At 37.0% G+C, this 12,959-nt stretch carries 11 protein-coding genes; 2 read left to right on the top strand and 9 right to left on the bottom strand.

Translation table 11 applies throughout. The features are described from left to right. Window positions 1-34 precede the first annotated feature (34 nt). Window positions 35-1,387, top strand: coding sequence for a DUF4026 domain-containing protein (locus tag ACXY7N_RS04265; protein ID WP_116363206.1), 1,353 nt, complete (start codon window positions 35-37; stop codon window positions 1,385-1,387). A gap of 52 nt (window positions 1,388-1,439) precedes the next feature. On the opposite strand, the gene hemY is transcribed toward ACXY7N_RS04265, so the two are convergent. The 4 genes from hemY to ACXY7N_RS04245 all read right to left on the bottom strand — a co-directional run bounded on the left by hemY (window position 1,440) and on the right by ACXY7N_RS04245 (window position 7,184). Beyond that, window positions 1,440-2,861 carry a protoporphyrinogen oxidase gene (hemY, locus tag ACXY7N_RS04260; protein ID WP_488592300.1) on the bottom strand — a complete coding sequence of 474 codons (1,422 nt, stop codon included), beginning with the start codon at window positions 2,859-2,861 and terminating at the stop codon, window positions 1,440-1,442. Between the two features lie 19 nt (window positions 2,862-2,880). Beyond that, entirely contained in the window at window positions 2,881-3,816 is a 936-nt protein-coding gene (gene hemH / locus ACXY7N_RS04255) for a ferrochelatase (protein WP_088083422.1), read from the bottom strand. 14 nt (window positions 3,817-3,830) lie between these two features. Next, entirely contained in the window at window positions 3,831-4,877 is a 1,047-nt protein-coding gene (gene hemE, locus ACXY7N_RS04250; protein ID WP_000252602.1) for a uroporphyrinogen decarboxylase, read from the bottom strand. A gap of 189 nt (window positions 4,878-5,066) precedes the next feature. Continuing rightward, entirely contained in the window at window positions 5,067-7,184 is a 2,118-nt protein-coding gene (locus tag ACXY7N_RS04245) for a transglycosylase domain-containing protein (protein ID WP_098485933.1), read from the bottom strand. Window positions 7,185-7,311: 127 nt separating this feature from the next. Here ACXY7N_RS04245 and hmoB point away from each other — a divergent pair, with 127 nt between their 5' ends. Further along, the gene (hmoB, locus tag ACXY7N_RS04240; RefSeq protein WP_016088989.1) at window positions 7,312-7,809 is read left to right on the top strand and encodes a heme-degrading monooxygenase HmoB; all 498 of its coding nucleotides are present in this window, start codon (window positions 7,312-7,314) and stop codon (window positions 7,807-7,809) included. A gap of 180 nt (window positions 7,810-7,989) precedes the next feature. Here hmoB and ACXY7N_RS04235 read toward each other — a convergent pair whose 3' ends face one another. The 5 genes from ACXY7N_RS04235 to ACXY7N_RS04215 form a co-directional block, all read right to left on the bottom strand. Beyond that, window positions 7,990-9,408, bottom strand: a complete 1,419-nt coding sequence (locus tag ACXY7N_RS04235; RefSeq protein WP_353811449.1) for a PH domain-containing protein — start codon at window positions 9,406-9,408, stop codon at window positions 7,990-7,992. Then, window positions 9,401-9,877: a PH domain-containing protein gene (locus tag ACXY7N_RS04230; protein ID WP_016133855.1), complete on the bottom strand. Its 477-nt coding sequence runs from the start codon at window positions 9,875-9,877 to the stop codon at window positions 9,401-9,403. Before ACXY7N_RS04230 ends, ACXY7N_RS04235 begins: the two co-directional genes overlap by 8 nt. A gap of 73 nt (window positions 9,878-9,950) precedes the next feature. Further along, on the bottom strand, window positions 9,951-10,247 hold the full coding sequence (locus ACXY7N_RS04225) for a protoporphyrinogen oxidase (protein ID WP_116363208.1): 297 nt from the start codon (window positions 10,245-10,247) through the stop codon (window positions 9,951-9,953). Window positions 10,248-10,496: 249 nt separating this feature from the next. After that, window positions 10,497-11,489 carry a hypothetical protein gene (locus tag ACXY7N_RS04220; RefSeq protein WP_488592299.1) on the bottom strand — a complete coding sequence of 331 codons (993 nt, stop codon included), beginning with the start codon at window positions 11,487-11,489 and terminating at the stop codon, window positions 10,497-10,499. An 812-nt stretch (window positions 11,490-12,301) separates the two neighbouring features. Beyond that, window positions 12,302-12,959, bottom strand: a 658-nt coding sequence (locus ACXY7N_RS04215; protein WP_488592298.1) for a prealbumin-like fold domain-containing protein, incomplete at its 5' end; no start/stop codon positions are given.

Raw genomic sequence — 12,959 nt, 5'->3', positions numbered from 1 at the left:
TGTAAAATGGATTCATTTGAATAGGAGTGATTGGATGGAAGTGCAAACAGAAACATACCGCGCAGCTATGAATGGAACATTAGAACGTCATTTTTCAGATATGATTGCCGTTATACCAACTAGAATTACAATTGAGCAGCTAAAACAGCGGCTAGAAACTGTCTCTACTAAAGTTGATGAGTTAAAAATTGTTTATAGTGATGAGACAAGCCTTATTGTTGAGTTACATATGGATGAAACAGTCATACCGTATGAACTGCATATTGATGAAACGAATGATCCTGAAGAATATAAACTGTACAATAGACAAGATTCCACAATCGTAGACCGTACTTTTGAAGATGCAGCTTATGGTACTGAAATTTTCACTCGCACGCTATTTGTAGGTGATGTACTGGACTGCTTTTTCCAGCAAATACAATTTTTATGGAACCTCGCTCCAGACTTATTATTTGTAATTGATTCAAGCGCAGCAATGAAAGTGATATCTAGAAACTATATTGAATATCACGTTGAAAATGAATTATTACCTGACATTCCTGACCTATACGTTATTCATTCTGTTTATGAAGACGATAAAGAAGGCGAGCCTACGCAATATTGGTTTCATACACACGGCCTTTTAAGAGCAGGCGTAACAGAAATAGAATTAATGATTCCAAATCGCATTTCTTCTTATTACGGCATTGGTGATCTCTTTCAAACATTTGCTAATAATGCCGTTGAGAATGGACAAGTCCCTATGAATGAGCCTATCGTTATCGCACATAGTCAGCAAGGTTCTATCCATACAGTAGCTGTTCCGTGGGAAAAAGGATTATCTTATATGGGGCATAAAACGAGTATGGATCAATTGTCTTCCATCGAGGATGAAGAAGTGAAACTACAACCAATAGATGCACAAAACGTATTCTTAGGCGGGATGGATGACCGAGATGAATACCATCAATCTCCATCCGTTCTCTTATTCAAATTTAATACTTCAGAAGAATATATTGAAAGTTTTTTCAAAGAACACGAGGAAGCTACAGGGCTTATGTTCTATAAAACAAATAGTGAAACCGACCGTATGGCTTACAATGCGAAGAATACTTTCGGGTATTTCAGCAATATTTTTCACATTGAACAATCAAATGAAGATTTTCGTTTCCTCGCTAAGTTTGGTGTCTCCTACGAAGAAGGAAAAAGTGAACATATGTGGTTTGAAATGCAAGACATTACGGAAGATTTCATTCAAGGAATACTCATTAATGAACCATATTTTATAAAAGATATGAGTGAAGGAAATAGTTATCATTTAGATTTTGATAACTTAACAGAGTGGGTTATTTATGCGGGAGATGCAGTGATAAAGCCAAATAACTTATATATGTTTATTGGCGAATAAATATTTTATATAACAAGCGAAACGCCTTCAATATGATTGAAGGCGTTTCACTTTATTGTGCGATTAATTCAGTCTCTATTACTTTCTCCAAATGAGATAGTACACGCTTTGCGGCTTTCTCACCTTGATCAATACAGTCCGGAAGACCAGAACCAGCGTAAGAACTACCTGCCAAGTATATACCTGGCAACTCTTTCTCCATAAATGTTGTGAGTTTCTTCATTCGCTCGTTATGGCCTACTGTATATTGGGGCATCGCTTCTTTCCAGCGGCTTACGACTGTAAACTCTGGATCCTCTGTAATATCCATCGTCTTTCGTAAGTCTTCTAGCACAAGCTGAACGAGTTCCTCTTCTGTTTGTTCTACAACCGCTTCATCACCAGGTCGTCCAACGTAACAACGAAGAAGCGTTTTTCCTTCTGGCGTTGTATGTGGCCATTTTTTATGTGTCCACGTGCATGCTGTAATTGTGTAATCACTATTTCTTGATACGACAAATCCTGTACCATCGATATCACGCTGAATGGCTGATTTCGGAAAAGCCATTGCCACATTTGCAACTGATGTAGAAGGAATGTTACGGAAGAAACGGAACTGCTTGTACTGCGCGAACATAGATGGCAATACTTTATGCGGCGTCGCAACTACGACCGCGTCCACTTCTATTTCTTTTCCGTTACTAAGAATAATCGTATAGCCATCACCAAGTTTTGCAACTTTTGCAATGCGAGTTCCCTTTATTATCGTACCTTCATGTATCTTCACTTCGAGAGATTCTACTATAGATTCTAAACCTGTTTTCACTGTTTGGAAGATTCCCTTTTTCGGTTCAGATGTCTCTTTTTTCGGAGCGAGCGTACGCATACCGAGTGAAATACTGCGATGTTTCTGCTCAATTTGATACATTTGTGGGAATGTTGACATTAAGCTCATTTCATCGATATCCCCTGCATAAATACCCGATAGTAATGGTTCGATTAAATTTTCAACCACTTCGTTGCCGAGGCGATGTCTGAAAAAATGCCCGAGTGATTGGTCAGATACTGGCTTTGATCGCGGCATTAACAGATCAAAACCAGCTCTTATCTTACCAATTGGGGAGAACAGCCTGGAAAATAGAAACGGCGTAATTTGCGTTGGAATTCCCATCATTGATCCGCTCGGCATTTTATGTAACCGATTGTTTACGAGGATAAATGATTGACCGGCCTTATTATTTACAAGTTCATCGCCAAGACCTAATTCTTTCGCTAATCTAGCTGCACTTTCTTTTCGTGCTAAGAAAGAATCCGGTCCGCGTTCAATTGTAAATCCATCTTTTCGAACGGTTTGAATTTTCCCGCCAAGTTTACCCGATGCTTCTATAAGTAATGTATCAATCGGCAAGTTCTTGTCACGAATATCTTTTTGTAAGTGATACATTGTTGTTAATCCTGTGATGCCACCGCCGATAATTACAACTTTTTTCCTCAAGCAGGCTCCCCCTCTCTTCTTACATTACAGATTCTTTTTTCTTTAATACAACATCTGTTAAGCAATCAATAAATGCGTCCGATGCATTCGGCATTTCTGGACGATAATATTTCGCGCCAATTTCATCTGTCACAACTTTACACTCAAAGTCATTGTCATATAAAACTTCTAAATGCTCCGCAACAAATCCAACTGGTGCGTATACGAATGAACTGTATCCATACTTTTCATTTAGTTCTCTCGTTAAATCTTGTACATCTGGACCAATCCAAGGATCTGGCGTGTTTCCTGCACTTTGCCAACCTACTGCATAGTTCGCTACTCCAGCACCTCTTGCAATATAATCCGCTGTTTCATTTAATTGATCTGGATATGGATCGCCCATTGCAATAATTTTCTCTGGTAAGCTATGAGCAGATACGATTAATACTGCTTTTTCACGCTCTGCGTCTGACATACCGTTATATATACCTTTCACTGCATCAACCCAGTACTGGATGAATTTCGGTTCTTTATACCAGCTATCAATGCCGTGAATTGTTAAGTTTCCAAGTTTCTCAGCTTCTTCTTGTGCTCGTCCTACATACGATTTCACGCTAAATGTAGAATAGTGCGGCGCAAGAACAAGTGCGATTGCATCTTGTATACCGTCGTTATGCATATCCTTCACTGCATCTTCAATGAAAGGTTCGATATGTTTTAAACCAAGATACATATGGTACTCTACTTCATCTTGTACTTCATTTAAACGCTGTTCTAACTTTTTAGCTTGCTCTAATGTAATAGTAGCTAAAGGAGAAATGCCACCAATTGCACGGTAACGCTCTGTTAAATCTTCTAGCATTTCAGGACTTGGCTTTCTTCCTCTACGAATATGTGTATAGTAACGTTCAATATCTTCTTCTTTATATGGCGTTCCGTATGCCATTACAAGCAAACCAATTTTCTTTTTCATACAGCTATTCTCCTTTACTTCGCTAACTGTTCTTTAGAGTATTCATGAATAAATGTAGTTAATTGTTTTAATGTATCTGGATTTACCTCTGGGAATACACCGTGACCTAAGTTAAAGATATAACCTGGCTCTTTCATCCCTTGATCTAAAATAGCTTTTACATGTTCTTCAATAACAGACCAAGGTGCTAGTAAGAATGAAGGATCCATATTTCCTTGTACCGCCTTATGAACACCGCGTGCACGTGCTTCTTCAATCGGTAAACGCCAGTCTAAACCTACAACATCAAGAGGTAAGTCATGCCATTCATTCACTAAGTGCGCAGCTCCTACGCCGTGCATAATCATTGGAACACCCATCGTACGAACTTCTGCAAAAATACGCTCCATCGCTGGTTTAATAAATATGCGGTAATCTGCTACATTCACTGTGCCAACCCAAGAATCGAAAATTTGAACTGCTTTTGCTCCTGCGTTAATTTGCGCTTTTAAATATGTAATAACCATATCTGCTAGCTTATCCATTAATGCGAACCAAGCTTTCGGCTCTGCATACATGAACGCTTTCGTATTATGATAGTTACGAGACGGACCGCCTTCAATCATATAGCTTGCTAACGTAAATGGAGCTCCTGAAAAACCGATTAACGGTACGTCTAACATTTCAGTCGTTAATAAACGAATCGTATCTAATATGTACGGCACATCATCTTCTGGATTGATTTCCCCTAGTTTTTCTACGTCTTGTAAAGAACGGATTGGATTATCAATAACTGGGCCAATACCTGATTTAATTTCTACATCCACACCAATTGCAGGTAGTGGTGACATAATATCTTTATACAGAATTGCTGCGTCTACGTTATATTGATCAACTGGCAACTTTGTAACGTAAGCACATAGCTCTGGATTGTGTGTAATTTCAAATAAAGAATACTTTTCTTTTATCTTTCTATATTCCGGCTGTGAACGACCTGCTTGACGCATATACCATGCTGGTACATAATCGGTACGTTCCCCCCTACATGCTTTTAAAAATGTCTCATTTATAGTTCTTACCAAGACCCTTGCTCCCTTCCTTGCCAATGCTTTTGCTCTAAATACGTTCTATTCCGATATTTATCTTTTTTTACTATACAGCTTGTAAAAACAAAATGCATAACATTATGTACGTTGTTCATGAAATTGACACAAACATTCGTAAAACCGCTTACTATTTTCACAACATTCTTATTATAGCACAGAGAAAAACTATGGTTTAGCTACTTTTGACTTTTCTCCCTCACGGTTCGTTTGTGTGTTATATGGTACAACGTAAAAACTCGGTTTTGAAAAGATGTTAACAAACTTTTCTTCATATTCTCCAGCACCGTTTACAGTGTCTACATGCGTATGAATACCATTTTCTACTCTATAAATTCGGTACATAATTCTTTCATCTGGAAGTGGTGTCCAGCTTAATTTCACTTTAAATAAACCGAAAGGGCTAAACGCTAATTTCATTTTCACATCTTCAATCTTGCGCAACCGTATTGGAGCACCGATTGTTTCCACACCTTCTGGTTTCATAAACTGCTCTTTCTGTTCTACATTTGCCTTCGTTAAAATTTTCTTAAACAATTTCGTTGCTGACGCACTTTCTCCTTGCAACTGATGCTCTTTATCCGTACGGTCATAACCAATCCAAACTGCACCTACTAAATTTGGCGTATAGCCAACGAACCACATATCTCTCGCTCCATTGTCGTCATTTGGTAAGGAAGTGGTACCCGTTTTCCCAGCTAACGCCCCGTTATATATACCTGCTTTCGCTGTCCCTTCCTTCACAACTCCTTCTAACATTTTCGTCATATACCATGCCGTTTGTTTCGAGAAAATTTTCGTTTCTACTTTTGGCGATTCTCCAATGACTGCGCCGTGTCTATTTAACACCTTTTCTATAACGTGCGGCTCAATAATAGCGCCATTTGCTAAAAATGCACGATACATTTTCACAAGGTCAAATGTTGAAACACCATTTTTCAATCCGCCAAGCGCTGTACTTAAACCAGCATCAGCAATATGAACATTGCCTTTCTCTAAATATTGCTTGCCTTCTTCTACCCCTAACTCATTTAATAAAGAAACTGCCGGTACATTTGCTGACTCTAAAATCGCATCGTACATCGTCATTTCTTTCGTATATTGACGATTGTAATTTCGAGGTTCATAACCTTCAAAAGAAGTTTTTTCATTCGTTAATAAAGAATACGGATTATATTTTTTCGTTTCGAGTGCTGGTGCATAGACAATCAGTGGTTTTAGCACAGATCCCGGCTGTCTTTTTGCAAAAACACGATTAAACCCTCTCGGGACATACTTTCTTCCGCCAATCGCAGCTTTAATTCCGCCCGTACGATTATCCATTAATAAAAAAGCACCTTGCGCCCCCTCTTCTTTACCAGGAAAATTCCTTGCATCTTGAAACTGGTTATACGCTACGTTTTGAATTTTTTCATCCATCGGTACGACAAACGTATATCCTCCTCGGAGTACCTCTTGATGAGACAACCCGTATAAACGAGCTGCTTCATCTATGACCATATCAATATACGGCATATATGCGAGCTCATTCTCATCTAAGTTTTTGTAAAGAGCAATCGTCTTTCCTTGATAACGTACGCTTTCTTCTGCAGTCAAATAACCTTGTTTATGCATAAGTGACAATACGAGATCACGGCGCTCCTTACTTTTCTCTGGAGAGAAATACGGTGAATATCCGTTTGGCGACTTCGGAAGGCCTGCAAGCATTGCCCCCTCTTCTACTGTTAAATCCTCTACATTTTTATTAAAATACAACTTTGCTGCAGCTTGAATACCATAAGCTCCATGACCAAAATAAATATGATTCATATACATTTCAAGAATTTGTTGCTTCGTATATTTTTGCTCTAATTGAAGGGAAATTGCGATTTCCTTTAACTTGCGTGTAAATGTTTTTTCACGAGTTAAAAAGACGTTTTTAGCGAGTTGCTGCGTAATCGTACTACCGCCCTCTACTTTTTCTCCAGCTAATGTATCTTTATAAAGAGCACGGAATATAGACGGGTAATCAATTCCTTGATGCTCATAAAAACGAGAATCTTCCACCGCAATAAACGACTGCTGTACATGCTTTGGAATTTGCTCGACTGGTACGATGTCCCTATTTTCTACATATAATTTCGTAATTTCTTTCCCTTTCTGGTCAACGATACGTGATGAAGAGTGGAAAACGAGCTGCTTTTCATCCATCATATAGCCACCAGCTAACACAATAAGTTTATAGAGTACAATCGCTAATACAATCGTTGCTAACCCACCTAATAAAGTCCACTTTACTTTCTTCATACATCGGCCTTCTTTCCAAATGATGGTACATTTATTATTTGAAAAAGAAGTATCTTTATGTATATAATCTTCGAAGTTTTTTACGAGAGTTGATATAATGGAAACAAACAATTAAGGGGGCATTAAAATGAAGGCTATTATTTCATACGAAACACCTCTAGAACAAGCACATTTCACTGCAAAAAATGATGAGAAGAATATGTTTTATAAAGAAAATACTGAAGAATCTGTAGAAGGATCACTTCAGTATGACGTACTAGACGCTGTTGGCGAATTTAACGGACAACCTGGCTATATCGTTTGTAACAACATTTCTGTAACAGACGAAGGTCGCCCTGTATTTGAAAACCGTTTTAAAAACCGCGCAGGCCTTATCGAAAACGAACCAGGATTCCAAGCGATCCGCGTTCTTCGCCCATTAAGTAACGATACATATGTTATCTTAACGATGTGGGAAACAGAGCAAAACTTTAAAGACTGGACAGAATCACGTTCATTTGAAAATGCTCATAAAAAACGCCCTGCACAAGCAGAGGGACAAGCTCAAGCGCATCCACATGCAGAGCAGCAAAAAAGTATTTTCTCTCGTCCGTCTTTTGTGACTACTTTTGATGTGTTAGTTTAGGTTTCGGCATTCGGCGTTGTCGGTATGTGAAATTATATTAACGATTTTCTGAATATATCTATCGTATCTTTGAATATATCAACGATTTTTCCAATATATCTATCGTATCTTTGAATATATCAACGATTTTTCCAATATATCGACTTATCGACAAATCACGACATAAAAATGGAAACACCATTACACACCGGTGTTTCCTTTTTCTTTATACCAATTATATATACGAAGCGCGTCTTCTTTTCGCATATGTTTCACATTATATCTATGCCCCGCTACTGATACGGCAGCTGTACATAACTCGTCTTTCTTTTGAAAATGCGACTGACTATATCCTACTGCTTGAACATGCCTTCTTCGCATGATCCCTGTATATTTCGCAAGGCCACGGTATACCATGACTAACTGATTTTCTCGTATCATATATCCACCACTTTTATACCGAGCGTATGCAAGTAACGTAAATGTGATAAATAGTGGTATTAGCGTGAACAACGCAATATTTTGTTTAAAATATATACTCGCACCGATGATCGGCAGTGCAAGCACCGTACTTGTAATCCAGCCCATTATTACGTAACGGCGCAATGCATCCTTCGGTAAGTGAACGATTTCCTCTTCCATTTCATACGGCAACTGCAAATACGTAAGTAGCTGCTGGACATCTTTCTTTTTCATAAAAGGATGTAACATCACTTCATTTCCAGCCGATTCTATACTTTGAATGACTTCTACTTCAACAGAGCAATAACCGAAAGGCTGACGGAGAATTCCCTCTTTCACCGTAATCGCTTGAATGCGGTGTAATTTTAACACAAACTCTTTCTTATCAAACAACCCTTGCACGATGCGAATTTCATTTCCTTTTCGCTCAATTTTAAAGTTCGCATATTTTAACGCATAGCCACCTGTTGAAACGACCCACGAAATCGCCATTAAAATCGCAGCCATAACGATTAATTCATATACACCGTTATCCATCACATACGCTTCCACTTTATTAATAAGCCATTCTGGTAGAAATTGATTAAACTCTGAGTAAATAAGAAGAAGTCCAGAAAATACTAACCCGAATCTACCAGATGTAATAGATGCTGCTAAAATTTCTTTCGCTGTTAACTGATAAACCGTCTTACTTCCTTCTTCCTCAGGCACCTCTTCACTCACAATACTTCTTTCTTTATGTAATAAGGCAATGAGTTCCTTCGCTTCCTCTTCTCTAATACCCGCCAACATCACTTCTGGCTCAGTCCCGCCGCCCGCTACTTCTATATTTAATTTCGTCAGTCCAAGCACTTGATAAATAAGGTTAGAAGACGTACTAATATTTTGCACACGTTCTTTATTTAAGTAACTTTCCTTCTTTACAAAAACGCCGTGTTTAATATGTAAAATATTGTTTTCAACCCAGTACACTTTGAAATACCATTTTATAGCTGAGAAAATAGCCATAATAAATAATAAGGCCAAGAGAACAAGATGAAAGATATACCAAGGTTTTACTTGACCATCTGACCGAAATAAAACAAGAAGAATAAAAGGCAACAAAGTCGCAATTCGAATACCTAATAATATCGTAATCGGATGTTGCCTCTTATACATCCTCATCACTCACTTTCGCAAGCTCTCCAATTTGTCTTTTCAGCTGTTCTGCTTCTTCTTTCGTTAAGCCTGGAATACTATGAGAAATTGCTGCTGTTGAAATATGTAATTCTGCTAAATTATATTTTCTCATAATCGGTCCTTGTTCAATCGTTACGTGCTGCACGCGAATCATCGGAATGAGCACGCGTTTTACAACGAACATTCCCTTTTGAATCTCAATCTCATCTTCATTTAATCTGTAACTATAATAGCGTTGACGTAAATTTGGAAACACAAAATAATCAAGTGGGATAAATATAATAGCCCCTGTTACTAACAAGCCAAACAACCACCCCCACCAATTAAAATTGATCATAAAAAAGAAATATGCAATTACGACTGCTAGTATAACCGCCGCCCCAATTAAAGCGTGAATTCGCCACACTTTCAGCATATTAGCATGAATCTCTCTTTCTAACGGCTGCATCTCATCACTCCAATTATATAAATTTATTAATTATATATTAGTTGGTATATACATATTTGTAAAATTATAGTTTTTACATCATATCGATCATTTCTTTAAAATTCCCTTCATTAATCGAATACACTTGAAACTGAATGTAATCTATTTCATTCGTATTAGGGCGGGCATATGGCAAAATGGTAAATTGAGAAGCTGATCTTCCTAACATATCTACAATCATTAGAGAAACGTCAATATACTCGAAGTCTACACGGAATACGACTGCTTCTCCCGTACATTCATAATCTTTAATCGCATCATAAGACTGATTCGCACTAATTAACATCACTTTTAATAGTTGGTTCAAATTTTCTGGTTTAAAATTAATCATATACGCAGCTCCTTTTTTCAATAAAACACTACAAAAATAGTGTAATCTTATACTTTCATAGCTTCACACATCAATTATATTAAAAATAAAGCTAGTTTTTTATAAATTTTTTGATATAATTACTTACGGGAAAAGGGAAGAATTTTGTCTTCCCTTGTGTTTTTATTTGCATCTAGTACTTTTGCTAGATGCTTTTTTTTATGGAAAAAAGGTACCCTCATATACTTTGAGGATACCTTTTTCATCAATTTAGTGCATTTCAATAATTGTACCATCTTCGAATACTTTGAATACGCCAGTAAATCCTGGTCCAGCTGCGCCTTCTATTTTATATGTCGTACGCACTCTAATTTGATAATATTTCTTTCCATTCTCTACTTGCGTGTTCTCTAGTGTGTAATCATAGTCTTCTTTATATTCATTTTTAATATATGCTTTAGCTTTCTCAAAAGTAAATGTATCTTGAGTCTTTCCTGTTTCTACCTTTTTATTATTTTCTGTCGCCACTTTTTGAGTCTTGTCTGCTTCTACTTTTTTATTATTTTCTGTCGCTACTTTTTGAGTCTTGTCTGCTTCTACCTTTTTATCACTCTCTGTCGCTACCTTTTGATTTTTTTCTGCCTCTGTTTTTTGAGTCTTTTCTGTTGCTACCTTTTGGTTCGTTCCTGCATCAGTTTTTTGTGCCTTTGCTGCTGTTTCACTCTTTGTAGTTTTTTCTTCTTCACTAATTTTCATAACTAATCCTACTGCTTTTTTATTATACTCTTCAAGGTTCTTGTTATTTTTTGTTTCTGAAACTAGCTTATTTAATGTCTCTTTCGCTTCTCCATAATTTTTCTTATTTATTAACTCTTCACTTTTCGTCAGTTGCTCGCTATACTTCTTTTTTTGTTCTAAAATGGCTAGTAATGCTGTTCGTTCTTCCTTGGCCTGCTTTATAAGCGTAGTATTTCCATCCTTCATGTTCTCTACTTTTTCAAATGACTGAATTGATTCTTCTATCTTTGTTTCTTCTTTTAACTTTACTGCTTCCATCATGATTTTCGTTTGTTCTGCAAGCACTATTGCATCTGAATCGTCTTTTTTCTCATCCAGCGCTCGTTCAAATGATGATAAAGCATTCTTATATTCTTTATTCGTTAACGCGGTCTTCCCTGCATCTATTTCTTTTTCAAAATCTCCATTACTACATCCTGCTAACATTAAAAATGTAATCCCAATTACCGTTAATAACTTCCTCAATGTTTCTCCCCCTATGTATTCCTAAAACAATAACGTCATATGTATAAAAGTCTGTGTAGTAATTAGACTGAAAGTAAATATGTACTACATTGTGTGTGGGAAAGGAAGTACATTTCATTTACTATCATTATTTAAAACTCCTAAATAGTTGGTAGTTGGTTTTCTTCTTTTAAGACAGAAAGGAATTTTAATAATGTGCGTAAAGCTCTCACCAGGCTCTTTACTACACACACTCTTATACACATAGAAAAACTCTTTTTCAATTTTATATATTCTCAGTTGATTGGATACGAACTCTAATTCGTAACATACCGAAAGACAAAAGAAAACAAACCGTAATATAAGTTACGATTTGTAACTCTTCTGTAATACAAATGTAACATAAGGTTTTTGAATATACAATAGTTTTTTTACATTATTTTCCCCAATCTACATTTTAAGGCGCTAATACAGTGCCAAAACGAGTTTCATCTCCACCTGCTATTGGACTATCATCCTTTGAATACTTTAGGAAATAGACCTCTTTTCTAAAGTACTCAAATTAATTACATAGATAACTCTTTTTTCACCCAAATATTACGAAGACCTTTAACCTTGTACTTTCACATTAAATATATAGCTAACTTTTTTGATATAACCACATTAAGAAAATAGGACGCACTTTGTCTTCCTTTTTGTTTTTATTGGTATCGAGTTCTTGTGCTAGATGCTTTTTTTATGCCAAATAAAATAAAAAATGCACCTCCAATTGTTAGACCGTGTCTAACAATTGGGGTGCACTTCAATACTTGAAGGATACCTTTTCTCTTTTATTATCTCTGCTGTTTTCTACCTAATACGAGTAATCCAAAACTCATCATTACAAGAAATGCTCCCATATATGGTTCCACAGGCATTTTCTTTCCTGTCTTCGGTAATTCTTTTTCAGGTTTTTCTGGATTTGGTGTTCCAGGCTTCTCTGGATTCGTTGTTTCCGTTTTTTCTAGATTTGGTGTTCCAGGCTTCTCTGGATCCGTTGTTTCCGGTTTTTCTGGATTCGTTGTTCCAGGCTTCTCTGGATCCGTTGTTTCAGGCTTTTCTGGATTTGGTGTTCCAGGCTTCTCTGGATCCGTTGTTTCCGGTTTTTCTGGATTTGGTGTTTCAGGCTTTTCTGGATCCGTTGTTTCTGGTTTCTCTGGGCCTGGTGGTGCTAAAGAAGTCAATTTGTTTAATACTTCTAATTGAACTGAACTTATCATTCCCTTTGTAATTTCAAATGGAATTGGATGAGTTAATTTTTCATAACCTTTTGGTGCTTCTACTTCTACAAGTGTGTAGTGACCTACAGATAAGTCTGAGACTTTCGCTTTTCCTTCTTTATCTGTTGTTACTTTCGTTACTACTTTGCCTTTTTCGTCATGAACTTCAAACACTGCCCCTGATAATACATTCTTACTTTCAGCATCCATTTTTGTGATTTCTACATTCCCC

The organism is Bacillus sp. 5w2, assembly GCF_054353775.1.
The sequence above is the reverse complement of the archived record's forward strand: the minus strand, read 5'-3'. Positions and strand labels throughout refer to the sequence as shown.